This window comes from Pseudomonas sp. NFACC02 (assembly GCF_900110765.1).
Taxonomy (GTDB): Bacteria; Pseudomonadota; Gammaproteobacteria; order Pseudomonadales; family Pseudomonadaceae; genus Aquipseudomonas.
Genome location: NZ_FOEO01000007.1, coordinates 176,482 through 202,377 on the forward strand (window position 1 = coordinate 176,482; position 25,896 = coordinate 202,377).

Annotated in this window: 22 protein-coding genes and 1 rRNA gene; 14 read left to right on the forward strand and 9 right to left on the reverse strand. The window is 59.5% G+C overall.

The features are described 5' to 3' along the window. Positions 1-83: 83 nt before the first annotated feature. From aztA to BMY73_RS09220, 3 genes are read left to right on the forward strand one after another with little or no spacing between them, the layout of a single operon-like run. Positions 84-836 carry a zinc ABC transporter ATP-binding protein AztA gene (aztA, locus tag BMY73_RS09210; protein ID WP_062387135.1) on the forward strand — a complete coding sequence of 251 codons (753 nt, stop codon included), beginning with the start codon at positions 84-86 and terminating at the stop codon, positions 834-836. Further along, positions 833-1,702 carry a metal ABC transporter permease gene (locus tag BMY73_RS09215; RefSeq protein WP_062387082.1) on the forward strand — a complete coding sequence of 290 codons (870 nt, stop codon included), beginning with the start codon at positions 833-835 and terminating at the stop codon, positions 1,700-1,702. Before aztA ends, BMY73_RS09215 begins: the two co-directional genes overlap by 4 nt. Before the next feature lie 26 nt (positions 1,703-1,728). After that, positions 1,729-2,616: a metal ABC transporter substrate-binding protein gene (locus BMY73_RS09220; RefSeq protein ID WP_062387085.1), complete on the forward strand. Its 888-nt coding sequence runs from the start codon at positions 1,729-1,731 to the stop codon at positions 2,614-2,616. Between the two features lie 137 nt (positions 2,617-2,753). Here BMY73_RS09220 and mdeB read toward each other — a convergent pair whose 3' ends face one another. Continuing rightward, on the reverse strand, positions 2,754-5,459 hold the full coding sequence (gene mdeB / locus BMY73_RS09225) for an alpha-ketoglutarate dehydrogenase (protein WP_092406582.1): 2,706 nt from the start codon (positions 5,457-5,459) through the stop codon (positions 2,754-2,756). A gap of 122 nt (positions 5,460-5,581) precedes the next feature. Here mdeB and BMY73_RS09230 point away from each other — a divergent pair, with 122 nt between their 5' ends. Then, entirely contained in the window at positions 5,582-6,046 is a 465-nt protein-coding gene (locus BMY73_RS09230) for an Lrp/AsnC family transcriptional regulator (protein WP_074759287.1), read from the forward strand. A gap of 218 nt (positions 6,047-6,264) precedes the next feature. Here the strand turns inward: BMY73_RS09230 and BMY73_RS09235 are convergent, their stop codons facing one another. The 3 genes from BMY73_RS09235 to tauA all read right to left on the reverse strand — a co-directional run bounded on the left by BMY73_RS09235 (position 6,265) and on the right by tauA (position 9,067). After that, entirely contained in the window at positions 6,265-7,098 is an 834-nt protein-coding gene (locus BMY73_RS09235; protein WP_371914961.1) for an ABC transporter permease subunit, read from the reverse strand. 32 nt (positions 7,099-7,130) lie between these two features. Continuing rightward, complete coding sequence (locus BMY73_RS09240) at positions 7,131-7,970, reverse strand: taurine ABC transporter ATP-binding protein (protein ID WP_062387097.1); 840 nt, start codon at positions 7,968-7,970, stop codon at positions 7,131-7,133. An 80-nt stretch (positions 7,971-8,050) separates the two neighbouring features. Further along, a complete protein-coding gene (gene tauA, locus BMY73_RS09245) occupies positions 8,051-9,067 on the reverse strand; it encodes a taurine ABC transporter substrate-binding protein (protein WP_062387100.1) in 1,017 nt (338 codons plus the stop codon). A 181-nt stretch (positions 9,068-9,248) separates the two neighbouring features. Between tauA and BMY73_RS09250 the strand changes: the two genes are divergently transcribed. After that, entirely contained in the window at positions 9,249-10,754 is a 1,506-nt protein-coding gene (locus BMY73_RS09250; RefSeq protein WP_062387102.1) for a MocR-like pyridoxine biosynthesis transcription factor PdxR, read from the forward strand. Between the two features lie 111 nt (positions 10,755-10,865). Here BMY73_RS09250 and BMY73_RS09255 read toward each other — a convergent pair whose 3' ends face one another. Continuing rightward, the gene (locus tag BMY73_RS09255) at positions 10,866-12,176 is read right to left on the reverse strand and encodes an omega-aminotransferase AptA (protein ID WP_092406586.1); all 1,311 of its coding nucleotides are present in this window, start codon (positions 12,174-12,176) and stop codon (positions 10,866-10,868) included. 93 nt (positions 12,177-12,269) lie between these two features. On the opposite strand from BMY73_RS09255, the gene BMY73_RS09260 reads away from it, so the two are divergent. From BMY73_RS09260 to BMY73_RS09280, 5 genes are all read left to right on the forward strand, one after another. Further along, the gene (locus BMY73_RS09260; RefSeq protein ID WP_256571153.1) at positions 12,270-13,151 is read left to right on the forward strand and encodes a sulfite exporter TauE/SafE family protein; all 882 of its coding nucleotides are present in this window, start codon (positions 12,270-12,272) and stop codon (positions 13,149-13,151) included. Between the two features lie 16 nt (positions 13,152-13,167). Beyond that, positions 13,168-13,932 carry an SDR family oxidoreductase gene (locus BMY73_RS09265; protein WP_062387110.1) on the forward strand — a complete coding sequence of 255 codons (765 nt, stop codon included), beginning with the start codon at positions 13,168-13,170 and terminating at the stop codon, positions 13,930-13,932. Between the two features lie 75 nt (positions 13,933-14,007). Continuing rightward, the gene (locus BMY73_RS09270) at positions 14,008-14,658 is read left to right on the forward strand and encodes an HD domain-containing protein (RefSeq protein ID WP_092406590.1); all 651 of its coding nucleotides are present in this window, start codon (positions 14,008-14,010) and stop codon (positions 14,656-14,658) included. Between the two features lie 244 nt (positions 14,659-14,902). Continuing rightward, a complete protein-coding gene (locus tag BMY73_RS09275; protein ID WP_256571154.1) occupies positions 14,903-16,525 on the forward strand; it encodes a methyl-accepting chemotaxis protein in 1,623 nt (540 codons plus the stop codon). Positions 16,526-16,663: 138 nt separating this feature from the next. Beyond that, a complete protein-coding gene (locus BMY73_RS09280) occupies positions 16,664-17,830 on the forward strand; it encodes a hypothetical protein (protein WP_092406592.1) in 1,167 nt (388 codons plus the stop codon). 67 nt (positions 17,831-17,897) lie between these two features. On the opposite strand, the gene can is transcribed toward BMY73_RS09280, so the two are convergent. Next, the gene (gene can, locus BMY73_RS09285) at positions 17,898-18,539 is read right to left on the reverse strand and encodes a carbonate dehydratase (protein ID WP_062387120.1); all 642 of its coding nucleotides are present in this window, start codon (positions 18,537-18,539) and stop codon (positions 17,898-17,900) included. A 150-nt stretch (positions 18,540-18,689) separates the two neighbouring features. Here can and BMY73_RS09290 point away from each other — a divergent pair, with 150 nt between their 5' ends. Next, complete coding sequence (locus BMY73_RS09290; protein ID WP_062387122.1) at positions 18,690-19,103, forward strand: hypothetical protein; 414 nt, start codon at positions 18,690-18,692, stop codon at positions 19,101-19,103. Positions 19,104-19,265: 162 nt separating this feature from the next. On the opposite strand, the gene rimI is transcribed toward BMY73_RS09290, so the two are convergent. Beyond that, positions 19,266-19,718: a ribosomal protein S18-alanine N-acetyltransferase gene (rimI, locus tag BMY73_RS09295; RefSeq protein ID WP_062387125.1), complete on the reverse strand. Its 453-nt coding sequence runs from the start codon at positions 19,716-19,718 to the stop codon at positions 19,266-19,268. Next, positions 19,711-20,526 carry an energy transducer TonB gene (locus BMY73_RS09300; RefSeq protein WP_092406594.1) on the reverse strand — a complete coding sequence of 272 codons (816 nt, stop codon included), beginning with the start codon at positions 20,524-20,526 and terminating at the stop codon, positions 19,711-19,713. Before BMY73_RS09300 ends, rimI begins: the two co-directional genes overlap by 8 nt. 144 nt (positions 20,527-20,670) lie before the next feature. Between BMY73_RS09300 and mksB the strand changes: the two genes are divergently transcribed. Genes mksB through mksF form a run of 3 tightly spaced genes read left to right on the forward strand, consistent with a single transcriptional unit; the run spans position 20,671 to position 25,476 of the window. Continuing rightward, entirely contained in the window at positions 20,671-21,948 is a 1,278-nt protein-coding gene (gene mksB / locus BMY73_RS09305) for an Mks condensin complex protein MksB (protein WP_062387153.1), read from the forward strand. Next, on the forward strand, positions 21,938-22,645 hold the full coding sequence (mksE, locus tag BMY73_RS09310) for an Mks condensin complex protein MksE (RefSeq protein ID WP_092406596.1): 708 nt from the start codon (positions 21,938-21,940) through the stop codon (positions 22,643-22,645). Before mksB ends, mksE begins: the two co-directional genes overlap by 11 nt. Then, on the forward strand, positions 22,642-25,476 hold the full coding sequence (gene mksF / locus BMY73_RS09315; protein ID WP_092406598.1) for an Mks condensin complex protein MksF: 2,835 nt from the start codon (positions 22,642-22,644) through the stop codon (positions 25,474-25,476). Before mksE ends, mksF begins: the two co-directional genes overlap by 4 nt. 160 nt (positions 25,477-25,636) lie before the next feature. On the opposite strand, the gene rrf is transcribed toward mksF, so the two are convergent. After that, positions 25,637-25,752, reverse strand: a 5S ribosomal RNA gene (rrf, locus tag BMY73_RS09320). Between the last annotated feature and the right edge of the window lie 144 nt (positions 25,753-25,896).

Sequence of the window (25,896 nt, forward strand, 5' to 3'; positions counted from 1 at the left end):
CAGTCCGCAGGCAAGCGCGTGCTGGTTTCATTGATCTTGCTTGCGCTGTTATGGATCGGCATTGCGTGGGCGGTGGCGATTCCATGAGCGCGGCGATTGATCTGCACGACCTCACGGTGACGTACGAACGCCGCCCGGCGGTGCATCACGTGAGTGGACGATTCGCCGCCGGCAGCCTCACGGCGATCGTAGGGCCCAATGGCGCGGGCAAGTCGACCTTGATCAAGGCGATTGCAGGCACCTTGAAACCCGCCATGGGGCGGGTGGACCGTGGCAACCTGGCGACCCGACACATCGGCTATCTGCCACAAGCCGCCGAGATCGATCGCAGCTTTCCGCTGAGCGTGGCGGACACCGTGATGATGGGGGCCTGGCGCAGCATCGGCGCATTTCGCGGCGCAACGCGCAAGCATGCCGAACAGGCACAGGACGCGTTGAAAGCGGTCGGCCTGGAAGGTTTTGAAGCCCGCAGCATCAGTTCGTTGTCATCAGGGCAATTTCAACGAGTGTTGTTCGCCCGGCTGTTGCTGCAGGATGCTTCGGTGATCCTGCTGGACGAGCCCTTCACGGCCATCGACGCCCGCACCACGCGCGACCTGCTCAAGCTGATCAGCACCTGGCACGGTCAGGGCCGTACCGTGATCGCGGTACTGCATGACATCGAACAAGTCCGCCAGCATTTCCCAAGCACATTGCTGCTGGCTCGCGAAACGATCGCATGGGGCAACACGGCAGACATCCTCCATGCCGATAACTTGCGTCGCGCCAAGAACATGGCCGAGCACTGGAGCCCTGACGCGCAAGTGTGTGAAGTCGATCAGGAGGAGGCGCTGTGACGCTTTATAACCTGCTGATTCAGCCTTTCGTCGATTTCGGCTTCATGCGCCGTGCCTTGGTGGCCTGCCTGGCATTGGGTATTGGCTCAGGTCCGGTCGGCGTGCTGTTGATGCTGCGGCGCATGAGTCTGGTGGGTGACGCCATGAGCCATGCCGTTCTGCCCGGCGCGGCGGTGGGTTTCCTGTTTGCCGGGTTGTCGTTACCGGCGATGGGTTTTGGCGGATTGATCGCCGGGCTTGCCGTCGCCCTGTTGTCCGGCCTTGTCAGTCGCTTCACCACCCTGCGCGAGGACGCCAGCTTCGCCAGTTTCTACCTGACATCACTGGCAGCCGGCGTGCTGATCGTCTCGCTTCACGGTTCCAACGTCGACCTGCTGCACGTGCTGTTCGGCACCATTCTGGCCATCGACAATCAGGCCATCTTCATGGTCGGCGGCATTGCTTCCTTCACGCTGGTGCTGCTCGCCCTGATCTATCGACCACTGATCCTGGAATGCTTCGACCCTGGTTTTCTACGGGCCGTTGGCGGTCGCGGTTCGCTGTATCACGTGCTGTTTCTGCTGTTGGTGGTGCTTAATCTGGTGGCCGGCTTCCAGGCACTCGGCACGCTGATGGCCGTCGGCATGATGATGCTGCCTGCGACCGTTGCGCGTTTCTGGTCAAGTTCGCTGACCGGCATGATCGTGATCTCCACTGTCGTTGCCACGCTGTCGGGCTTTATCGGCTTGATCGTCTCCTATCACGCCAGCGTGGCGTCGGGTCCGGCCATCGTCCTGACCGCCAGCGCCTTCTACCTGTTCTCACTGTTCTTCGGGCGCAGCGGTTTTCTGCGCCGTCTGTTCCCGAGGGTTCACCTGTCCGGCTGATTGTTCTCTCAACGCAAGGAAATCATATGAAACGTTTGACGCTTCTGACCGCCGCACTGGCGTTGTCGGGCCTGGCCAACTTCGCCCAGGCAAAAACCTTGGAAACCGTCGCATCGTTCACGGTCATCGCCGACATGGTGCACAACGTGGGCGGCGATCACGTCCACGTCACCTCGCTGATCGGGCCCAATGGCGATCCACATGTCTATGAGCCGACGCCCAATGATGCGCAGGCCTTGAAAAAAGCAGACGTGGTATTCGTCAGCGGTCTGCACCTGGAAGGCTGGCTGGACCGGCTGATCAAGGCATCCGGTTATAAAGGCGAGCCAGTGGTGCTCTCCAACGGAATCATGACCCGCAGCATGGAAGAAGATGGGAAGAAGATCACTGACCCACATGCCTGGAACAGCGCAGTGAATGGCATCGTCTACGTCAGGAATATCATCAAGGCGCTGCAGAAAGCCGACCCGGACAATGCGGCTGACTACAAGGCAAACGGCGACAAATACATCGCCCAGTTGCAGGACATGGACGCCTACGCACGGGCGCAGATCAATGCGATCCCGGTCGCGCAGCGCAAGGTGTTGACCTCCCACGATGCGTTCGGCTATTTCGGCGATGCCTACGGCGTGACCTTCCTGTCGCCGCTGGGCTTTTCGACGGAAACCGAAGCGTCGGCCGCTGATGTCGGCAAGTTGATCAACCAGATCAAGCAGGAGCACGTCAGCGCTTACTTCTTCGAAAACTCCAGCGACCCGCGCCTGGTGCAACAGATCGCCAAAGCCAGCGGCGCGCACCCGGGCGGTGAACTCTATGTGGAGTCGTTGTCGCCTGCCGACGGCCCGGCCCCCACCTACGTGAAGATGTTTCGCTACAACGTGGACAAAATGACGGCGGCGATGAAAGGGCAGTAATGTCCGGATGATCGCTCCATCACTGAACCGAAATGATCATCCCTGTCTGTAACGGCGCAAACTTTAACTGTGGGAGATTCTATGTTTGGGGGGCAACCCCCAAACATAGAATCTCCCACAGGTTGTTCCGCGAAAAGTCAGCACGTCCAGGACGCTTCGCTGTCAGCCTCAATCCCGTATTTCTCGATCACTTGAGCGGCAACATCCGCCACCAACGTTCCCTCACCCACCAACGCCGTCACGGCCGCGAGCACAATGTGATACCGGTCGACCTCGAAGAAATCCCGCAACCGCGCACGGGTGTCGCTACGACCAAAACCATCGGTACCCAACGCTGTGTAGTCACTCGTCAAGTAAGACCCGATCAGCTGCGGCAGCGCTCGCACATAGTCCGTGGCAGCAATGACAGGCGCGCCTTTCGGCAGGCATGCGTCCAGATGACTGACGCGCTTTTCGTCTCGTGGATGCAGCCGGTTCCAGCGCTCGACTTCACGCGACTCTCGCGCCAGCTCGGTGAAGCTGGTGACACTCCAGATTTCGCTGTCGATCTGCCAGTCTCGCGCCAGTAATTCAGAGGCTGCGATTACCTCACGCAGAATCGTGCCCGACCCCATCAAGCGCACTTTGCCTCTGGCGTCGTCAGAAAACTGGTGACCGAGCCGGTACATGCCCCGAATGATTGACGACTCAACCCCTTCCACAAGCGAAGGATGCGCATAGTTTTCGTTCATCAGCGTCACGTAGTAGAACTCATCGACATCGTGCTCAAGCATCTGCCGCATGCCGTAATCGAGAATGACTGCAAACTCGCTGGCAAACGCCGGATCGTAAGCACGGCAATTCGGCACGGTGGAGGCCATGACGTGACTGGAGCCGTCCTGATGCTGCAAGCCTTCACCGCCCAAGGTGGTACGGCCTGCCGTGGCGCCCAGCAAGAATCCGCGCGCGCGCTGATCGGCAGCAGCCCAGATCAGATCGCCGACACGCTGAAAGCCGAACATCGAGTAATAGATATAAAATGGCAGCATGCGCAGGCCATGAGCGGAGTAACTGGTGGCTGCCGCCACCCACGAACTGATCGCCCCGGCCTCACTGATCCCCTCTTCCAGAATCTGGCCGTTCGTGGCCTCGCGATAACTCAGAATCGACCCGATGTCCTCAGGCTCGTAACGCTGGCCGACGCTGGAGTAAATCCCGATCTGTTTGAACAGATTCGCCATGCCGAACGTGCGTGCCTCGTCCGCCACGATGGGCACCACGCGCGGGCCGAGCTGTTTGTCCTTGAGCAGGTTGCCGAGCATCCGCACGAACGCCATCGTGGTCGACATCTCCTTACCGTCCGCCTGTGTAGCGAAGCTTGCCCAGGATTCCCGAGGCGGCACCGCGATGCTGGACGCGACACTGCCACGGCTCGGCATCGCCCCGCCCAAGGTTTGACGACGCTGTTGTAGATACCGCATTTCTGCGCTGTGGGCCTGCGGTTTGATAAAACTCAGGTTCACGGCCTGATCGTCGGTCAGCGGCAAATTGAAGCGATCACGGAAGTTGATCAGCGCCTCGCGATCCAGTTTTTTCTGCTGGTGCGTGGTCATCTTGCCTTGTCCGGCTTCTCCCATGCCGAACCCCTTTTTGGTCTGCGCCAGGATCACGGTAGGACGGCCTTTGTGCCGAGTAGCCGCGTTGTACGCCGCAAAGATTTTCACCAGGTCATGGCCACCACGCTTGAGCCGATCGATCTGCGGATCGGTCAGGCCTACAGCCAGCTTGCGCAACGCCTCGTTCTGACCGAAGAAATGCTCGCGGTTATAGCCACCGTCCTTGGCCGCGAACGTCTGGAACTGCCCATCAACGGTCTGAGACAGCGCGCGGACCAGGGAGCCGTCGTGATCCTGGGCAAACAGGGCGTCCCAGTCAGAACCCCAGACCAGCTTGATCACGTTCCAGCCCGCCCCGCCGAACAAGGCCTCCAGCTCATCGATGATCCGACCGTTGCCGCGCACCGGCCCGTCCAGACGCTGCAGGTTGCAATTAACCACCCACGTCAGATTGTCGAGCCCTTCACGCGCCGCCAGGGTCAGCGCCGACATGCTTTCCGGCTCATCCATCTCACCGTCGCCGAACACCCCCCAGACGTGCCGGGTCGATGTGTCCTGCAACCCGCGGTGCTGCAGATAGCGCATAAACCGGGCTTGATAAATCGAGCTGATCGGGCCAATGCCCATGGAGCCGGTAGGGAACTGCCAGAAATCGGGCATCAACCAAGGGTGTGGATAACTTGAGAGGCCGCGAGCGCCCGCTTTCAATGCTCCGATCTCCTGCCGATAATGCGCCAGATCCTCTTCACTCAAGCGCCCTTCGAGAAACGCCCGCGCATAGATGCCCGGCGCCGAATGCGGCTGATAAAACACGAGGTCGCCGCCATGGTGATCGCCTTTGGCACGGAAGAAATGGTTGAAGCCCACTTCGAACAGATCGGCGGCGCTGGCGTAACTGGCAATGTGTCCGCCCAGTTCGCCATACGCCTGGTTGGCGCGCACGACCATGGCAAGGGCGTTCCAGCGCATCAATGACGCCAGACGCTCCTCAATGGCCAGATCGCCCGGAAACGCCGGTTGCTGGACCACACCAACCGTATTGATGTACGGCGTGCCAAGTGCAGGGTGCCAGCCGATTTTCGGATCACGCGCCAACTCTGCCAACCTGTCGAGAATTTCGCGCGCGCGCTCCGGTCCCGCGTTATCCACAAGCGACGTCAGCGCTTCCTGCCACTCGCTCATTTCCAACTGATCGTGATGGCTTCGCGCAGTCTCGGCTGCGGAAATACTGGAATCGAAATGGCTCATAGACACCTCCGGCTATTTAAGGAAAAGTCTATGCTTCAGCGCGCAGATTTAATGACCGATCTGCGCACCAGAATCGCCAACTGGCGGCATAAAACGCCTCAGAAAAGGTAAATTGAAGCACGATGAACTTCGACAGCATTGACCTGAAAATCCTTCGTGAGCTGCAACGAGACAGCAGCCTGTCCAACGTCGAACTCGCCAAACGCGTGCACCTTTCCCCCTCACCCTGCCTGGCACGCGTCAAAGCGCTGGAAGCCTCCGGCTGCATCCGAGAATACGTTGCGCTACTGGCCCCGGAACATCTGGGACTGCGGCTGAACGTGTTCATTTCCATCAGCCTGAAGGAACAAAGCCGCGAAGCGCTGCAGAATTTCGAGCGTCGGGTGTGCGAGTGCGAAGAGGTAATGGAGTGCTATTTGATGACCGGCGACGCAGACTACTTGCTGCGCGTGGTCATGGCCGACATGCAGGCCCTCGAACATTTCATCATCGAACGCCTGTCACCGATGCCGGAGGTGGAGAAGATCCGCTCAAGCCTTTCGCTCAAACAGGTGCGTTACAAAACCGCCTTGCCGCTGCGGCCTTGATGGGCCGCACCGTCGAGTCGACTCAGAAACGGCTGCCGCCGGCAAGCTAAACTGCTACAGGAGTGCAGCCCATCCGCAAGACGAACGGCGGAATTTTCCAAGGCCGACACACCTTTGATTCACCGCGATTTTGTAGCAGCACGGCTTGCCGGCGCCGGCGTGTTCGATATCGCGCCCCCCCCCGGCAAGCCGGACGGCCAAAGCAGCCTGACAAAGGCTCACACTTTGCCTTTCCACGGCACCAGCTTGCGTTCCAGCCAGCGCATTCCCAGGTCGAACAGCAAGGCCATGGCACCGATCACCAGAATGCCCATGATCACGACGTCGGTAGCCATGAATTTGGACGCGGTCAGGACCATGAAACCCAGGCCAGCAGTGGCAGCGACCATCTCAGCGGCGACCAATGTCGTCCAGCCGAAACCGATGGCGATGCGCATACCCGTCAGCACCTCCGGCAACGCCGCAGGCATGATCACGTCGCGCAGCACCTGCCCACGACTTGCCCCCATCGAGTACGCAGCATGAATCTGCTCGATGGCAACGGACTTCACGCCAGCCCTCGCACTCAGCGCCAGCGGAGCGAACATCGCGAGGTAGATCAGCAGGATTTTCGAGCCTTCTCCAATGCCCATCCAGATCACCACCAACGGCAGATACGCCAACGGCGGCAACGGACGATAAAACTCCACCAGCGGGTCGAATATGCCCCGAGCCACACGGTTGACGCCCATCATGATGCCCACCGGGATGGCCGTCAGCACAGCCAGCACAAACGCTCCGAACACCCGCAATGCGCTCCAGCCGATATGCGCGAGCAGGGTCTGGTCGGCGAAACCCTCCTGCGATACATCCACCAGTTGCATCCACACCGCTTGAGGTGAGGGCAGGAACAGAGGCTTGACCCAGCCGCCGTTAGTGGCGGCGCACCAGAGCGCGAACAGGGCAACGATGGTCACCAGGCTCAGCGTTACGCTGGAACCATTGCCAGGCGCGCCATATTGCTCGCCGGGCTTCGCTGGCGCGGCCCGACGCAGTTCGTTGAATGTGCGCATGACGGCGCGGCGCTGCTTCTCGTCGAACAGGCTCATGCGGCCTCCTCATCACCGTGAATGATGCCCAGGATCTGTTCGCGCAGCGCAATGAAATCCGGGCTGGATTTGACCGCGCGCGCGTCGCGACATGCGAGAAAACGCTTGCCGAAGTCGACGGGAAATTCGTGAGTGATACGGCCAGGGCGTGGCGACATGATGATCAGCCGGGTGGCCATGAACAGCGCTTCTTCGACATCGTGGGTAATGAAGAACATCATCTTGCGTGTGCTTTGCCAAATGCCGAGGATCAACTCCTGAAGGCGCTCGCGGGTCAACGCATCGAGCGCGCCCAAAGGCTCGTCGAGCAATAGCATCTTCGGATCGTTTGTCAGCGCGCGGGCTATACCTACACGCTGCTGCATCCCCCCGGACAGGTGATAGATCGCGTGTTCACAAAAGTCCGCCAGCCCGGTCAGCTCAAGAAAATGCATTGCCCGCTGCTCGCGCTCGGCTTTCGGGATGCCGCGAAGCTTGAGGCCAAAAGCAACGTTGTCGAGCACGTTGAGCCACGGCAGCAGCGCGTGCTTCTGGAACACCACGCCACGCTCGGCTCCGGGCCCTGTGACTTGATCACGCAATTCGGCGCCACGGCTGACCTCCTGAGGGACCTGCCCCTGAAAATCTCCAAGGGTGATCACTCCACTGCTCGGCTGGATGAACCCCGCCATGAGATTGAGGAGTGTGGTTTTGCCGCATCCTGAAGCCCCAAGCGCGACAACGAAATCACCGGCGGAGATGTCCAGGTTGACCCCGGACAGCGCGCTGACCTGCTGACCTTTCTGCTGTCCAGGATAAAGCACCGAAACGTCATGAATCTTGAGGCTAAGGGCCATAGCGCTTTCCTTTTGAGAGTCCTGTGTGGGGTGAGCATCGTCCCTTCGATTACGCGGAACGATGCACGGTTTGCGCCGCTTTATTCGGCCGCCTGAACGAAGCTCGGGTTGATGGCCACGCTGTAGTCGGGCAGCACGGCCGGGACTTTCTTCTGGTCCTTGAGGAACACGGCCGTCGCCGCGAGCGCCTTGGCAGCGCCGCCATCCTTACCTGCGCCAAGCCATTTGTTGCTGGCCTGCTCGGCTGCCAGAGGGAACTGGTACAGCGCCAGTACAGGGGGTACTTCATCCGGCTTGGCACCGGATTGTCTGGCGACGTTGATGACCTGCGGCGAGCTGGCGGTCCAGGTGTCCGGTGCCTTCACGTAATCGTCGGTGCTGGTTTGCAGAACCTTGGTGAACGCCTTCATGCCATCGGCGTTGCCCGCTGCAAATTTCTTATCGACCACGATGCCGTCGAAGGTGGCCTTGCCCCAGTTGGTCAACTCACCGGATGTCAGCAGCACGTGACCGCTTTGTTTGAGGCGGCCCAACGCTGGGTCCCAGATAAACGCAGCGTCAATGTCGCCGCGCTCCCACGCCGCAGGAATGTCCGAAGGATTCAGGTTGATGACTTTGACCTTACCGGTCAGGCCAAACTGCTCAAGGGCGAACAGGGCATGGAAATGCGTTGTGGATACGAACGGCACAGCAAGGGTTTTACCCGCCAGATCCTGTGGCGCGACGATGCCGCTACCGTTGCGCACCACCAGCGCTTCGGCGCTGGCGATATTGTCGAGAATCCAGAACAGCTGCGCCTCAACACCACGGCTGACCGCCGCTGCAATCGGGCTGCTGCCGGCAACGCCGATCTGCACATCACCAGAGGCCATGGCCGTCATGACATCACCGCCACTGTCAAAGCTGCGCCATTTGATGTCCCAGCCTGTCGCCTTCTCGAATTCCTTTTGAGCGATGGCGTTTTTCCAAGGCGCGAACATGCTCTGTACGCCGATGGTCACGGTTTCAGCGTGGGCGGTCGCCGCAAGCCCCAGCGTCAACGCTGTGAGCGGCAACAGGACAGAGCGGCGAATCCATTTGTGCAAAGGCTTGAGCATGGTGGAACTCCAGAGTGGGAGGCGTTTTTTGAAGTCCATGCGATCTTAGTGCCGGTCCGAAGCTTGCTTTAGATCCAGTTGCTACAGCCTGTGGTGCCAGCGCTTTTTACAGCCCTTGTGCTACGCGGCCTACAGCACTGAGACCGCGCCATAAGGGTGCGGCTGCCGGGGAGTCGGTACCATGTTGGAGCGTTATCTTCATCCGTTCGAAACAGGTCGGGGATTGCAGGAGCAATTGCGCGAGCGTCTGCTCAACGCGATTCTCGATGGGGCCATTCCACCGAACGAGGCCATGCCGTCTTCTCGCAAACTGAGCGAGTTGTTGAAGGTGTCGCGTAACACGGTGGTGCTGGTCTATGAACAGTTGGTTCAGGACGGTTACCTGACCCCATCGGACAGACGCGGTTATTTCATCAACGAGAAATTCCTGCGCCAGCAGCTCAATGTCAGCCTGCGGCCTTCCAGCCAGAAACTGTTCGAACGCCCCGACCATGCCCCCGACTGGGAGCGTCGCCTGCAGACCGAATCGTCGCAGATGCGCGCCATTGTCAAACCACGCAATTGGCGCGAGTACCGTTATCCTTTTATCTACGGGCAGATCGAGGCTGATGAACAGACCGCTGCACGCTGGCGTGATTGCGCGCGCATCGCATCGACCGGTGCCCACATGCGCCGCTGGGTCGATGATCAGGTGACGCTGGACGATCCACTGCTGGTGGAACAGATCATCCAACGGGTTTTGCCAAAGCGTGGCATCAAGGCTGGGCCCGAGGAAATTCTGGTGACGATCGGCACGCAGAATTCGCTGTATATGCTTGCGCAACTATTAGGGCATCCCGGACTTGTCATGGGTCTTGAGGAGCCCGGTTACGTCGACGCCCGGAACATCTTCACCCTGACCGGATGCGAGCTGAAACCGTTGCGTCTGGACAGCCAGGGACTGGTCGTGGATCAGCAGCTGGAGGGCTGCGAAATGCTGTTCTGCACACCCAGTCATCAATCACCTACAGGCGTGACTATGCCGCTGTATCGTCGTCTCGAACTGCTGGCCCGCGCTCGCGAGCAGGATTTTCTGGTGATCGAGGACGACTACGAGAGCGAACAGAACTATCTGGGCAGCAACCATCCCGCGCTGAAAAGCTTCGATGACAGTGGCCGAGTGATCTATCTCGGAAGCCTGACCAAGACACTGCTGCCCGGCGTGCGCCTGGGGTTCATCGCTGCCGATCCGGAGTTGATTCACGCACTACGGGCATTGCGTCGCTACATCTATCGCCACCCGCCCTCGAACAACCAACGCACCCTGGCGCTGTTCTTGTCGATGGGCCACTACGACGCCCATGCGCGGCGCCTGCGCGATCGCCTGGCATGCAAGTGGAAGCTGATCAGCCGCGCGCTCGCCCTACACCTGCCTGATGTGCGCGTGAGCGGGATGGCGGGAGGGTCGTCCTTGTGGGTCACCTGCCCTCCGGAGATTGACGCGTGGGTGCTCCAGCGACTGGTAGCCAGGCGTGGAGTGCTGATCGAGCCTGGGGACATCCATTTTCTGGGAACTGAACGACCGCAATATCACTTCCGGCTGGGCTTTGGAGCCATTGCGCAGGAACTGATTGAACCGGGGATCGTTGCACTGGCACTGGCGTGGGAGGAGATGCGGCAAGCCGCAAAACAGGGGGAAGCTCTATGATCACATCAGCCTTGGTAGCAGCACGGCTTGCCGGCGGTGGCGTAATGAGGCCGCTACCGCCGGCGAGCCGGACTGCTACAGGGAATTAGCTCGACCGAGAGCCGTGGCGAGTCAGAGCTGATCCCGCCCAAGCACATCCTTGAGGATATCCATCATCGAATCGACGTCCTGACGCGCAGCCACCAGGGCCGGGGCGAAGATAACCGCGTCACTGGTGGTCTTCACATGCAGACCAGCGTCATACAGCGCCCTCTGCACCAGCCCACCCTTGGCGCCCGGTGCCTGGCCCGGTGTGAGCTGAATACCACTGAGCATGCCATAACCGCGCAAATCGCTGACCTGTGGCAAACCGCGCAAACCGCTCAGGCATTCGAGGAAATATGGCGACAGCTGCGCGCCTTTGGCGAACAAGTCGTCGCGACGGTAGATGTCCAGAGAGGCTAACGCTGCGGCGCACGCCACCGGATGCCCCGAATAGGTGTAACCGTGGAAAAACTCGGGACCATTGCCTTTGCTGGCACCGACCACTGTGTCGAAAATCCTCTGATCCACTGCCACCGCGCCCATGGGAATTGCCCCGTTGGTCAGCGCCTTGGCCATGGTGATGATGTCCGGTTTGACATCGAAGCTTTGCGCTGCAAATGGTTTGCCCGTGCGCCCTAGCCCGGTGATGACTTCGTCGAACACCAGCAGAATGCCGTGCTTGTCGCATATCTCACGCAGGCGTTTGAGGTAGCCCGCAGGGGGCACGTAGACGCCGATAGACCCGGCAATCGGCTCGACGAAACAGGCCGCAATGCTATCTGCGCCATGGGTCGCGATGATGCGTTCCAAGTCGCTCGCCAGATCGATACTGCCGTTTGGCTCACCCAGCTGATAACGCTGTTCTTCCTGCCAGGTGTGACGCATGTGGCTGACGAGTGGAAGACCGCCTGCCGCGAAAGCCTGACGATTGCGCATCATCCCTGACAACGCCACACCACCGAAATTGACGCCATGATAGGCCCACTCACGGGATACGAATCGCGTGCGCTGCCCTTCCCCACATGCACGGTGATAGGCCAGAGCCATCTTCATTGCACTGTCCACTGACTCGGACCCTGAATTGGTGAAGAACAGTTTGTTCAGTCCCTCGGGGAGCAACTCGCTCAAGCGCTCGGCCAGCTCAAATGAGAGCGGCGAAGCCCGCTGAAAATGCGGGGTGAAATCCAGCGTCATCAACTGCTTCGCCACCGCTTCGGCAATTTCCGGACGACCATGCCCGGCGGCACTGCAAAAAAGGCCCGAACTTCCGTCCAGCAACTCGCGGCCGTCCTCGGTCCAGTAACGCAGACCTTCAGCCCGCACGAACATCTGCGGTGCACGCTGGAACTCGCGGTTATCGGTAAAAGGCATCCATTGATGATCGAGGTTCGTTGCCATGAGGTTAACTCCTGAAGGCGTACACGGTGAGGGCCAATGGTCGTCAGCCTATCCACGGCACGCCCTCAGGCTTAGATCCAGATGAGGGTTTCGATGGAGCCAGCGAAGGATCTCGCTGCGTGGCGCTTATACGGCGAACCGGCGAATAAACTGGCACCAACCAATTGCCTGTCTGGATCTAAAGCCCTTCGCAGCGTTCTTATTAGAGTGGCCGAATTCTGTGGGGGAAGACCTGCCTTGAGTCCTGAACTGAACTTCATCCTGACCATAATTTGTGTGCTGATCGCCGCCGTGATCCGCGGCTTGACCGGTTTTGGTTTCGCAGCCATTGCGGTGGTCGGCCTCGCAATGCTGGGGCCGCTGAACGAGGCGGTGCCGATCGTTCTGTGCCTTGAAGTGGCATCAAGTCTGATGCTGCTTCGCGGCGCATTGCCTCACTCCGACTACCCACAGCTCAGACGATTATTGATCGCGGCAGCGTTAGGCGTGCCTTGCGGCATCTGGCTGTTGACCGGCCTGGATAGCGACTGGTTGAACGTTGGTGTCTATGTACTTGTGGGTCTACTGGCGTTGCTCGGCTTGGCACGCATCACGCTGCCGATGGGCAAAGGCCAATTGGGTGGTTGGATAGTTGGAGGATGCAGCGGCGCTCTGATTGCAGCATTCTCCATCGGCGGCCCTCTGGTCGTCGCCTGGCTTAGCCACAGCGGGCTGAAAGCTGTTGCGTTGCGCGCCACACTGATTCTGTTTTTCTTCGTCGTGGATCTGGCAGCGCTGGCTGGTCTGAGCTTTGCGAATGCGATCCCGGATAAAACCGCCGAGCATGTGCTCTATCTGATTCCAGCCTTATTGGCCGGCCTCTGGGCTGGCCAGCAGCTGTTCGTGCGCGTCAGTGCCGACCACGCTTCGCGTTTCACTCAATGGCTGTTGCTGGCGCTGGCAGGCTTTGGCCTGCTGGGCCGTGCATGGTCCTGACACAAAGGAAACCCTGATGACATCAACACTGTTTATCACCGGCGCCACCTCAGGCTTCGGTGAAGCCTGCGCACGCCGCTTCGCCGCTGCCGGCTGGTCCCTGGTGCTGACCGGCCGGCGCGAAGACAGGCTGCAAGCCCTCGCCGACGAACTGTCCGCACACACCAGCGTACTGCCTCTGGTGCTCGATGTTCGCGATCGTAAGGCTGTGCACGCTGCGATAGAGTCGCTCCCGCAAGAGTTCAGCCGCTTGCGTGGCCTGATCAACAACGCAGGTTTGGCCTTAGGGACAAGCCCGGCACAGGAATGCGATCTGGACGATTGGGACACCATGATCGACACCAACGTCAAAGGGCTCGTCTATACCACTCGCCTTCTGCTGCCGCGCCTGATCGCTCATGGCACCGGCGCCAGTATCGTCAATCTGGGCTCCATCGCCGGTAACTGGCCGTATCCCGGCAGTCACGTTTATGGGGCTACCAAAGCGTTCGTGCGGCAGTTCTCGCTGAACTTGCGTTGCGACCTGCAAGGCACAGGCGTGCGGGTTTCAAACATTGAACCCGGCCTGTGTGAAAGCGAGTTTTCACTGGTGCGCTTCGCGGGCGACCGGAACAAGTACGACGCCGTATACGCTGGCGCGAATCCGATTCAGCCCGCAGACATTGCCGAGACCATCTTCTGGATCATGAATACCCCCGCTCACATCAACATCAACAGCCTTGAATTGATGCCGGTGACTCAGTCATGGAGCAACTTCGCGATCATGCGCGCGCAGCCCTGACGAACCAAGGGCGGTCTGGCAGGTCAATCCCTGTATTCTGAGCCCCATCGCCCGCCCGCATTGAAAGGACCATTGATGACTGCCCTCTCCTTCGCGCCGTTTCAGGACCTCGCCGACAAGCTGATCCCCCACACCGTGGCCGAGAAGGCCGATGGTTCCCACGATGTTTCCCACTTGCATCGGGTCTGGAGCAATGTCTGCGCGATTCGCGACAAGGAAGGCGGCGACCACCAGTTGCTGTTGGCGGCGACCCTGCTTCACGACTGCGTGGCTGTGGAAAAAAACTCACCTTTTCGCGCCAGCGCCTCGCGCCTGGCGGCTGCGAAGGCCACCGAGCTGCTGGCAGAAATGGGCTGGGAGGAAGAACGCACGAAAGCCGTAGCCCACGCCATCGAATCGCACAGTTACTCAGCGAACATTACGCCGCTCTCCATGGAAGCAAAAATTCTCCAGGACGCAGACCGCCTCGATGCCATCGGCATGGTCGGCGTCGCCCGTCTGTTCTACGTGTCCGGGCGAATGGGCAGCCAGCTCTACGACGCCCATGATCCCCAGGCTCAACATCGCGAGCTGGACGATAAACGCTTCGCCGTCGATCACTTCACCACCAAGATCTTCACCTTGGCAGATGGTTTTCAGACGCCAACAGGCAGACAGATGGCAAAGCTGCGGCACGAACGCGCGCAGCGTTTTTTGCAGGAGTTCATGGACGAGATCGGTAGCTGAGTGGCCTGGCGACAAGTCCCACATACCCAGCTGAAACGACCGATCCAGAGCTTCTGCTTACCTCGATAACGACCGTTCATCGGTTTGCCGTCAAATCAAAACAAATCTGAAACATTTCTCCTCCGATGTCACAAAGACATCACGGAACGTCTCTATAACCGAGTCTCCGATGTATTCGATGGGACTGGTTGCTGTGAAAAGGTTTTTCCGTGGTTTATTCCGTCCATCTTCCAGACCGGCTTTCTTGCGGCGCTTCCGGATTGCTCAGCGGTTGGTGCTGTGTTTTAGCGTGACGGTCTTACTGCTGGTGGCGCTCGGTGTATTTTGTCTGCTGCAAATGCAAAACATCCGCGACCAGGGAGAGGCGGTGGAAAGTGGTTCGCTGCCAAGTATTGCCATGGCGGATGCCATTGCCATCGATCTGATCAAACTGCGTGGGGAGAGCGCGCGCCTGATCGCCAATGCGGACGATCCCAGTGCGGTGGTGACCAGCAAGATCAACATCGAGCAGTTGAAGAACGAGGTCGAAAAAAGCTTCAGCGACTACCTGGCTCATGCCACGGACAGCACCGAACGCGACTCCATCACGGCGCTGCAGGAAGCTTACGCGGCGTTCATGCCGGGGCTGCATGACGAAATTGGCCTGATCGAGCAGCGCAAGCTCGAAGACGCGCGCATGCTGCTCAACACCACCCTGAGCATGCAGGGCGACTTGATGGACATGCAGGTTCAGTTGCTGCGAGAGCTGAACAAGCAAAGCGCCGCCGCAGCCGTTGATGCGGGCGGAGCGCGTTTTCATCAGACGCGCATCATCGCGGTCAGCGCCATCGTTGTCGCGCTGGTGCTGACGGTGTTGCTGGCCTGGCGCCTGAGTGTGAGCATCATCCGCCCTCTGCGCCAATCCCTGCAGATCGCCAGCACCATTGCAGAGGGCAACCTGAGTCCGCAGCCGATTCCGGAAGGCAAGGACGAAACCGCCCAACTGTTGAAGATGCTCGGCCAGATGCGCAGCAACCTGCACGGCACCATCGATCAGATTTACGCCGCAGCCAACCAACTGAGTCAGTCGGTACAGGAAATGGGCGCCATTGCCGACGCGAGCGCGAAAAACCTGCAACTGCAGAACGATGAAATCGAGCAGGCGGCCGTGGCGGTCAATCAGATGAGCCAGGCGGCCGTAGAAGTCGCCGATAACGCCAGCAACACGTCGAACGAATCCAAGGCCTCGAACGAAGCCGCCGCCGAAGGACACTCGCGTCTGACCGGCACGATCGGCTCGATCAAGGAACTGACCGAGAACGTCCTCGACTCCTCGCATCAGGCCGATGGCCTTGCCGAGCGTACGTTGAGCATCAGCAAGATCCTTGAAGTCATACGCGCCATTGCCAATCAGACCAATCTGCTGGCATTGAACGCCGCCATCGAGGCCGCGCGAGCGGGTGAAGCAGGTCGCGGTTTCGCGGTCGTGGCGGACGAAGTGCGATCACTGGCACAACGCACCAGCGCCTCGACTACCGAGATCGAAAGCCTGATCAACGATGTTCAAAAAAGCACTCAGGAAACCGCCGAGACTCTACGCGTCACAGCCTCACAGGCCAGCCAGACGCTGGAGCAGGCAGCGGCCACCAGTCAGGCGTTGACCGTGATCATCAGTTCGACGTCGACCATCAGTGAGCGCAACGTCCTGATCGCCAGCGCCGCCGAGCAGCAGGCAGCGGTCGCCAACGAAGTGGATCGCAACCTGAGCAGCATCCGTGATCTGTCGACTCAGTCAGCCTCCGGCGCGCAGCAGACAACCGTGGCCAGTCATGCACTGGCAATGCTCGCCGCCGAGCTCAACACCATGGTGCAACGATTCGTGCTTTGAGGCCTTGCTCCGCGCCGCACTCACCCCGTCTTAAGCCACCTCACGAAATTGAGGTTTATGTATTTCGTGTCGTGTCCAGATGTTTCATCATTGAGACACATCCGCACAGACGGGTGCCACGCCAACAAGGACATGAGCATGAAAAAAACCGCAGCATTGAGCGTCGCCCTCACCGCATTTGCGCTCAGCCTCACCGCCCACGCTGACGTCGATGTCAGCCTGGGCAGCAAGGAACGGGTGACCCGGCTCTTCGCCTATCCCAACAACTGCAACGTCATTTGTTTTCGTAACTGGACACTCGAACAAACCGTCGAGCATTACCTGACGCAGAGCGTCCAGCGCGACGGCTACCCCGGTGCTCGGGTCAGCGTGACTGACGACAACGCCCAGTTGCATGCGAAGATTTCGGGCGTGCCGGATGGCTACGACAAGCCGCTGATCAGCCTGCTGAACGCCGGAGACCTCGCTTACACAGGCGCGAGCAAACTCAACGCAGACGGCAAGTTCGCTTATAACTGGTACCTCTTCCTGCCGCTGGGCATGGCGCTGGAAAACCGTAAGAGCGTCGAGTTGCTGCACTTCCCGCCAGATTACTCATTGACTCAGGCTCAGGATTACCTGCGTTCGGCGACGACTGACCGTTGGGCCGCGCTACTGACCGAAAACGGCATTCCCGCGGACCAGACGCCAGCCTTTCAAACCATCATCGACATTGCCCCGATTGCCGCACCGTCCAACGCGGGCAGCGACCTGGAAGGCGTCTACAGCTATTTCAACGACTATCAGACCACCATGGTCAAGGACCTGAGCCAAAGCGCGAGCGGTACAGCGCTGCCCATGGTTGCGTTCGGCGCGCCGGTGCGGAACTGGTTAAAAGCGCAATACAACGTCAACTTACCGGTGCTGGGACTGGCGACAATCAGCCCGACCGCCGGGCAGAGCGTGTCGGTGATCGGCGCCAACCATCCGAGCTACATCTGGTATGCGGCTGACAAAAGCAATTACGGCGGTGATGAGGACAAGGCCGACGCAGCAGGTCTCAAAGTCATGGGGCAGGACCTGAGTGCGGCGTGCTGGCAGGCGGGAATGGGCCAAACGTCAGGGCTGGATGCAGCGACCGTCCTGCAACAGTGTACGACCCATTGGCAAGTGACCCATAAGGTCGACACCTGCAAGCTGTTTTACACGTCCGTCCGTCACCTGACACCTGATCAGGCGGCTGCGAAATGCCGGACCGGATCCGTGGGCCGACAGTTGGATCAACTGCGCAAGCCGATGCCCGAGACGTTGAAAACAAAGGCCTGACGCCCGCATAAGCGCTTGTCCGAGGCGGATAACAAAGCCGCGGACAAGCCATACGGCTGAACAGACCTCACTCGCCCAACGGGCGCAACCGGTACTGCGGTGGTAGCTGATCAAAACCGCTGATCGTCGCGTTCAGGCTCTTCCAGCGTCCGTCCTTGATGCCATAGATGCAGCCATGGATCGACAGTTTCTGCCCGCGATGCCAGGCGTTCTGAACAATGCTGGTGTGGCCGACGTTGGCCACCTGCTGAATCACGTTCAACTCACACAAACGGTCGACCTGCTCTTCCTCAGTAGGCAGCTTGCTCAACAGCTCGCGGTTCTCGTAATACAAGTCGCGAATGGTCCGCAGCCAGCCGTCGATCAGGCCGAACTGGCGGTCCTGCATGGACGCGCGCACGCCGCCACAACCATAGTGACCGGTGACCAGAATATGTTTGACCTTGAGCACATCGACCGCGTACTGGATCACCGACAGGCAATTCAGATCCGTGTGCAGCACGACGTTCGCGACATTGCGGTGGACGAACAAATCGCCCGGCAGCATGCCCACGATTTCATTGGCGGGAACACGAGCGTCCGAACAACCGATCCAGAGGTATTCCGGCGTCTGCTGGCGAGCCAGCTTGGCGAAGAACTCAGGGTCCTCTTCCTTGATGGCAGCCGCCCAACGTTCGTTGTTGTCGATCAAGTCTTGTAGTTCGTTCATGCGTTGATGCCTCGAAAATGATGCTCAGCTATGACTCGACCTCGGCGCTTCAGGTCACGCCGTTTTGCCCCTACCGGTCGAGAACCGAAGGGAATCTTCACAGCGCGCTTCGGTCCACCCAACTAAGACCGCACACAATGAGGATTTGCCATGAACGATTCACGCCGACCTTACGGTGCTACGCAGCCCGAACCTATCGATGACAATGAAGACCGCATGGGCTCGATGGAAGAGCTCAACTTCAATGACAATAACGAACCCAGCGGACGTATTGGAGACATGATCCCCGAGGACGAGCTGGAAACCTACATTCCCGACGAGCGTGTTCGCGAAGCGGGACTGACAGGCGCATCCACTGACGATCACGACCCGACCGATGATGACATGAGCCCGGAAACCCTTATCGGCGAAGACGGGGCGCGTTCTGCGAAAGAAAGAGGAGAAGGCGGACCGGCCGACTTTGATTTGAGCGTCGTTGACGAAGATGAAATTGGCGGGGGCGCAGGTCTGGACGAAGAAGAAATGGCGATACTGGATCCACTGGACGGCAAACCGGGGGTTTGAACCTTCGAGTCTGGAAAAATGCAGGTCATCTGACTGATAGATTTTTCCTGTGGGAGCGAGCTTGCTCGCGAAGAATCAGTGCATCCGCCCTAACTTTTGGCAGCTGTCACTTTGCATTCGCGAGCAAGCTTCCACCGTCAGTTCGTCCCGGCCATTGGAAAGCTAATCCACCAACGTACAGGCCATGACCAGCGCATCTTCACGACCGCCAACCGCCGGGTAATAGTCACGGCGCCGGCCGACTTCGTTGAAGCCATAGCGCTCATACAACCGATAGGCCGACTGATTGCTGGCACGCAGCTCCAGAAAACACTCACGACCGTTGAGCTCGTATGCACGCTTCATCAGCTTGTCCAGCAGCAGCAACCCTAAACCACGTCCCTGACTTTCAGGCTTGATGGTGATGTTGAGCAGGTGGGCCTCATCGATGATCACATTGATCACGCCATGGCCGACTTGCTGATCGCCCTCGAACATCAACCAGATCTCGTAGGATTTCAGGCCATCTAGAAAGATACCGCGCGTCCAGGGATGACTGAATGCGGCGTATTCAATCTTCAATACCGCATCCAGATCGGCTTCGGTCATGCGGCGAAACGTTACGGCATCACTCATTTAAGCTCTTCCAACGCCCCATCAGCTTACGCATGGCGCGCCAAACGTCGGCCTTGCGCTGAGGCTCGTCCATCAACAGTTCCAGACCCGGCAGCGCCCAGGCCAGACCCAGGCCTTCGACCTGAAATTCTAAATTGTAGGATTCGGCGTCAGCCTCACCGGCAAAACGTACCGCCGGCAGTCCGATCAGCCATAAGCAACTGCAAGGCTCTTCTTCGGTACGGGCATAGAGAAAGCCCTGAACAAAGTCGCGCGCGGCTTCAGGCCCTTGATCCATCTGTCCACGTACCAGCAACGGCCATCGCACCGGTTCACCGATGATCTGCGGACTGTCCGGCAGTCCGGCGGCGCGCAACATGTCCTTGAGCAGTAGATAAGAAGGATCGCGACTCTGGAAAGGCTGCCCGGTTGCCAGCTCGACCAGCAGCAGGCAATTGCCGGCGCGCAGCAATTGCAGCGCAAAGCGTGGCGGGGGCACGACAGATGCCTTCGCCACCGCAGGAGCATCGTCTTCGTCTCTCTCAACTTTGGTAACAGTCGGTTTAACAGCAGCGGAAGGACGGGGGACCTCGATTTTCGGTCGCTCGACCGTACGCGCAACGGGCGTCGGGTTGCTGGCAGCAGGCGTCTGGGTTGCTTGCGCGACAGCCGCCGAATGCACGTCCTCCACGGCGTCGTCTTCGAATACCGGCAACGGCGCAAGCAGCTCCGGACGCGAAGGCGCGGCAAAGGGCAGTTCGGTGCGCGGCAGCCAGCTGACCACCTGCATGGCGGTCAGATAAGCGCGGCGGCGAGGCTCGTTGAGCAAGGGACAGCCACCTGTGGATAAAGTCAGGAGGGGGATTCTACAGACCTTCGACGAATCACGCCGCAGTTGATCGACTGAGGGTGAAAACCATCGGCTGCGATGCAGTACAATTGCCGCTTTTATTTGCCAACCAGCGGCCATCCGATGATCGAACCTAAGCGCGTCCTGCGCGCCCTTGCCGAACACTGGGCGCTTCTTGAGCCACTGTGCGAGCATTTCGACCAAGGCACCCTGAGCCTGAGCGAACTGCGTCTGCAACTGGCCGCCCAGCAACTGGAAAGCACACCCCAGGACATCACCAACCTGCTGGATGTGTGGATTCGTCTCGACATCCTGGTTCCCGTGGCCAAGAGCCCGAACCGTTTCGAGCTGAACGCGCAGATCCATGACTTCCTGTCGTACCTGCGCCGCGAACACCGCCTGGGCCTGTGCCTGGAGATCGAAGCTTATTTGCGCCATCTGGAGCGATTGGCCGGTTACATCCAGGAGGCCTTCGAAGCGCGCGATGCCAATGACCTCGCCCGGCAACTGCGCCTGCTCGACATGCGCGTGCGCGACGTCCTGAAAAAGCTCGCCAATGATGAACAGGCGCTGGTCGCGGTGGCCGAGCGCGCCAAGACCAGCGACCGGCAGATCCCGCTGCGCCAGCGCTATGCGGAAGTCCTTGCGACGTGGGACGAATACGTCGAACCGATGATTCAGTTGGTAAACGCCGACGGTGCATTCGAACAAGGCGTACGCAAGGTTGAGAACGTGCTGCTGCGCATGCTCACGGATCAACAGCGACTGGGTCATCTGGTCGACGACGACATGCTGCTGCGCACCCACGCGCGCATCCTCGAAATGCAGACCAGCGCTCAACTGACCTTGCGTCACGCGCGGGAATTGCTGCTCCCGCTGCGTGAGGAAGCCCGTCGCCACAACGCCGTGACACGGGGGGCGGCCCTGGCGCTGTCGGCCATTCGCCGCAAAGGCATCGACGCGGTACCGCAGGCGGCCATGCCCCTGTTCACGCGTCCGCAGAGCACCTTCCTCGGCAGTGCGAACCAGGTCGAAGCCTACGTCTACGCCTTGGCGCGCTTTGAAGCCAAGCCAGCGCGATTTCCCAAAGCCAGCGTCACCCGCAAAGGCGAACCGCCCCGGGCGCCGCGCACGGTCAAGGAAATGGTCGAGCGGTGCGAAGAAGCCCTGCCGATGCCGGACCTGATGGTCTGGCTGCTGGAACAGGAACCAACCGGCGCCACCGACGAATTACTGTATTGGTTCTCGCGCCTGTCGCGGGAAAAACGCTTCAAACGCGAGCGTCTCGAACGCCGCGAATACTTGACCCAGGAGCACCGCGTCAGCCTGCGCTCCTTCGCCCTGCTCTCGAGCAAAGACGCAACCCCAGAGAATTCCGAGGGCACCGCCCATGCATCTTGATCTATCCGAAATGTCCCAGCTCGCGCCGATCTTTCGCGAGCTGTTCAAGGGTTACCACATCAGCCGCCGCGACCCGGAGCTGTACGCCCAGTTGTCGAACGCCCAGGACCAGTACCGCACCCTGTTCAAGGCGCTCGGCTTCGAGCTGGTCTGCGATACCCGTGGCTTCTATTACTTCGTGCCTGATCTTGCCGCCGCACAGGTCAACAAGACCGCGCAACGGCTGGCCCTCTTCACCTTTATCCTCGTCGAGCATCTGGCTGACCAGGGCCGCGATCCGGTCGCCGTTCTGGACGGTGGCAGCCTGGGCCGTGACGAACTGCCGTCGTTGCTGGAAAAGTACCGCGACCTGTTTCTTCAGGCCGAGGTGCAGACCCAGGAAGAGCTGGAAGAGAAAATCATGCGCCGCATGACGCAGCTCGGCTTTGCATCCGAAGAAGTGGGCATCTACCGCTTTCTGCCGCCCATGCACCGTTTCCTGGATGTCTGCCTGTCGGTCCAGCAAGACCGGGATCTGGCCGCCAGTCTGCACAGCGACCTGCCGTTGCCAACGCCGGTACTGATCGACGATGACAGCGACGAAAAACTGCTGCAGACCGATGATCCGCTGGATCTGGCAGAGTTTGAGGAAACCGAAGAATCCGAAGAGCAGGCCCTTGCCCGCGCGATCGCCGAAGAACAGGAGCTTGATGTATGAGCCAGGAACGCTACGGCATCCGCCGATTCGCCCTGCTGAACACGGCCGGTTACAGCCTCGGGCTGTTTCCGCTGGAACACCCGCTGTCGGTCTATGGCGCGAACAACCTCGGCAAGAGTGCCTCGATCAACGCGCTGCAATTCCCGATTCTGGCGCGCATGTCGGACATGAGCTTCGGCAAATACAGCCTTGATCAATCGCGCCGCTTTTACTTCGCGACAGACACCAGCTACATCCTGGTCGAAGTTGCGCTGCCGCACGGCCCTCATGTGATCGGCGTGGTCGGTCGCGGCCCGGGTGGCGGCTTTGGTCACCAGTTCTTTGCCTACGCCGGCAAACTGGATCTGGCCCATTACCAGAAGAACGACACCTGCCTGCGCCAGAAAGAACTGTTTACCAATCTGGAAAGTCAGGGCCTGAAAGCCTATGAGCTCAAGCCTGATGAACTGCGTCGCCTGCTGGTCGGCGGTCACACATCGATCCCTCTGGACCTGACGCTGATCCCGCTGCGCTCGACCAGTGAGCAGAGCCTGAAGACATTCCGCGCACTGTTCATCAACTTGCTGCACATGCGCGAAATCACCGCCGCCAAACTCAAGCAGCTGTTTCTCGATGCGTTCGAACACAGTCTGCGCTCCGGCAGCGTTGACTACATTGCCGCGTGTGAAGAAGCCTTCCGCGACGTCCGTCGTATGGAACAGGACTACAACGCACTGGTCTTGGCCGGTCCGCTGGTCGAGGCGCTGGCCAACGGCGTGAAACAACGCGACATCTTGCGCGGCAAGCTGCACCGCCTCTCGCCACTGCTCGATTCGTTGCTTGGCACCTGGCAGGACTACTCCAACGCACGCAAGGAAGAGCTGGTCATTCAGGCCGAGCACTACCGCAGCGAACAGGACGCGCTGCAAAACGACCAACGTGGCGGCACACAGGAATTGATGCGCCTGGAGCGAGAAATCAGCAACATCCAGCGCTGGATCGGCGAACTGGCGGTACTGAAGAATCGTTTCGCGCTGGTCGACGACGTCAAGATCCTTGAGCAACAGCTGCTGGCGGCCAAGGACGCGCACGATGAACTGGCCGGTGCGCTGGCCCAATCCCGGCAGTTCAGTGCGGAAGATCTGGATGAGCGCCTGCGCGATCTGGAGAAGCGCCTGAAGTCGGTGAAGCAGCAACTCGATCACGCCGACAACAACAGCTATGCCCGTCTTCGCGAAGAGTTTTCGCAGCCCGACGTCGAGCGTCTGATGCGCCTGTTCAACAGCGCACTGTTCAGCCTGCCGCTGGGTGAACAAGGCATTGCGCTGGACGACAGCGACGCCTGGGTCAAATCTCTGGAAGCGATTCTGGATGGCTTCAAGGGCGAGCGGTTCGAAGTGCCAGGATTGTCGATCAACCTTTCCCACATAGAGCCACCCGCCTTGCAGGCACTGGCTGACCGCGCGGCATTGCGCGATCAGAAAGAGCGTCTGGAGAAAGAACTCAAGCAACTGAAAACCCAGCAAGCGGTGGCGGCTGACCGTGCCGCGAGCAAGACTCAGACTGAAGCGCTGTATCAGCAGGTCCTGGATGCACAGAAGGCGCTGGAAGACTTCCGCCGCACTCAGACGCTGACGGCCGAAGAAGGCGAGAAGCTGGAGCAATTGGCGCAGATGGAAGCCGCGCAGGACGAACTCAAACGTTCCAGCGATGCGTTTACCGAACGCGTCCAGCAACTGTCGGCCAAGCTGCAGTTGGTCGGCCGCCAGATCGGCGATCTGGAATCCAAACAACGCACGCTGGACGACGCCCTGCGTCGCCGCCAACTGCTGCCGGCAGATCTGCCATTCGGCACGCCGTTCATGGAGCCCGTGGACGACTCACTGGATAACTTGCTGCCGTTGCTTAATGACTATCAAGACAGCTGGCAAGGCCTGCTGCGTTGCGACGGTCAGATTGAAGCGTTGTACGCGCAGGTTCGCCTGAAAGGCGTCGCCAAGTTCGACAGCGAAGACGACATGGAACGCCGTCTGCAACTGTTGATCAACGCCTATGCGCATCGCACCGATGAAGCATTGACCCTGGGCAAGGCTCGTCGCGCAGCCGTCACCGACATCGCGCGTACGCTACGCAATATCCGCAGCGACTATGACAGCCTTGAACACCAACTGGCGTTGTTCAACCGCGAGATCAACCGCCGCCAGGTTTCCAACCTCGAAAGCTTCCGCATCGTGCTCGCGCCAAACAAGGAAGCACTCAAGCACATCGATCAGATCATCCACAGTGCCGGTCAGTACGAAGAAGGCGAAACCCTGTCGGTGTTCGATTTGAGTCAGAGTGCAGAGCAGGACAACAAGAACGAAGAGGCCAAGGAATACCTAGCGCGTCTCGTGGCGGCGAACCACAACCAGCTGGGCCTGAAAGACCTGTTCGAGCTGGCATTCGAAATCACCAAGGTTAATAGCCAGCCGGTTATCCACACCGACATCGACGGTGCGGCGTCCAACGGAACGACGATGACCATCAAGGCGCTGACCAACATGTATCTGTTGCTGCACTTGATGGATCGCGACCAGGCCGGTCGTGTTCGTCTGCCTTACTACCTGGACGAAGCCGCTGACATTGACGAAAGGAACCAGGCAGCCTTGCTGGAGACAAGCCTGCAGTTGGGCTTCGTCCCGATCCTGGCGAGCGTTAAGCCTCAGGTGTCGGCCCACGTGGCGATCGACCTTGAGGGCGGTAGTGGTCCTGCTGGTATCTACATTGATGAGGCGGACTGGAAGTACATTCGTCGCCGCGACGAGGTGACAACCGTGAAAGCCGTTGAAGTAGCGGAAGAAGCTGCCGAATAAGCAGAACGGAGTTGGACCTAAGCCCTGCAGCGATGCGGGGCTTTTTTGTGGGCTGGGGTTTAGCGATCAAAGATCACTGAGTAAACCGTACGGGCTATTCATTTCCCGCGCGCAAAAACAAAACCCCATCTGCTTTCGCAAATGGGGTTTCGCAATTCAATCTTGACGATGACCTACTCTCACATGGGGAAACCCCACACTACCATCGGCGATGCATCGTTTCACTTCTGAGTTCGGGATGGGATCAGGTGGTTCCAATGCTCTATGGTCGTCAAGAAATTCGGGTACCGAACCGTGGCGTTGGCCGCGCTTCAGCAAATCGGGTATGTGATCAGGTCTTGCCTGTGTGCTGCAAACTTTCGGTGAAGGTCATCTTCACAGTCACCGCAATCTGTGCTCTTCCGAGTCGCAGATTGCTTG

Coding starts and splice junctions, on each gene's coding strand:
- aztA (WP_062387135.1), top strand. CDS start 84: ATGAGCGCGGCGATTGATCTGCACGACCTCACGGTGACGTACGAACGC.
- BMY73_RS09220 (WP_062387085.1), top strand. CDS start 1,729: ATGAAACGTTTGACGCTTCTGACCGCCGCACTGGCGTTGTCGGGCCTG.
- mdeB (WP_092406582.1), bottom strand. CDS start 5,459: ATGAGCCATTTCGATTCCAGTATTTCCGCAGCCGAGACTGCGCGAAGC.
- BMY73_RS09230 (WP_074759287.1), top strand. CDS start 5,582: ATGAACTTCGACAGCATTGACCTGAAAATCCTTCGTGAGCTGCAACGA.
- BMY73_RS09235 (WP_371914961.1), bottom strand. CDS start 7,098: ATGCGCACATTCAACGAACTGCGTCGGGCCGCGCCAGCGAAGCCCGGC.
- BMY73_RS09240 (WP_062387097.1), bottom strand. CDS start 7,970: ATGGCCCTTAGCCTCAAGATTCATGACGTTTCGGTGCTTTATCCTGGA.
- tauA (WP_062387100.1), bottom strand. CDS start 9,067: ATGCTCAAGCCTTTGCACAAATGGATTCGCCGCTCTGTCCTGTTGCCG.
- BMY73_RS09250 (WP_062387102.1), top strand. CDS start 9,249: ATGTTGGAGCGTTATCTTCATCCGTTCGAAACAGGTCGGGGATTGCAG.
- BMY73_RS09255 (WP_092406586.1), bottom strand. CDS start 12,176: ATGGCAACGAACCTCGATCATCAATGGATGCCTTTTACCGATAACCGC.
- BMY73_RS09260 (WP_256571153.1), top strand. CDS start 12,270: ATGGAGCCAGCGAAGGATCTCGCTGCGTGGCGCTTATACGGCGAACCG.
- BMY73_RS09265 (WP_062387110.1), top strand. CDS start 13,168: ATGACATCAACACTGTTTATCACCGGCGCCACCTCAGGCTTCGGTGAA.
- BMY73_RS09270 (WP_092406590.1), top strand. CDS start 14,008: ATGACTGCCCTCTCCTTCGCGCCGTTTCAGGACCTCGCCGACAAGCTG.
- BMY73_RS09280 (WP_092406592.1), top strand. CDS start 16,664: ATGAAAAAAACCGCAGCATTGAGCGTCGCCCTCACCGCATTTGCGCTC.
- can (WP_062387120.1), bottom strand. CDS start 18,539: ATGAACGAACTACAAGACTTGATCGACAACAACGAACGTTGGGCGGCT.
- BMY73_RS09290 (WP_062387122.1), top strand. CDS start 18,690: ATGAACGATTCACGCCGACCTTACGGTGCTACGCAGCCCGAACCTATC.
- rimI (WP_062387125.1), bottom strand. CDS start 19,718: ATGAGTGATGCCGTAACGTTTCGCCGCATGACCGAAGCCGATCTGGAT.
- mksB (WP_062387153.1), top strand. CDS start 20,671: ATGATCGAACCTAAGCGCGTCCTGCGCGCCCTTGCCGAACACTGGGCG.
- mksE (WP_092406596.1), top strand. CDS start 21,938: ATGCATCTTGATCTATCCGAAATGTCCCAGCTCGCGCCGATCTTTCGC.
- mksF (WP_092406598.1), top strand. CDS start 22,642: ATGAGCCAGGAACGCTACGGCATCCGCCGATTCGCCCTGCTGAACACG.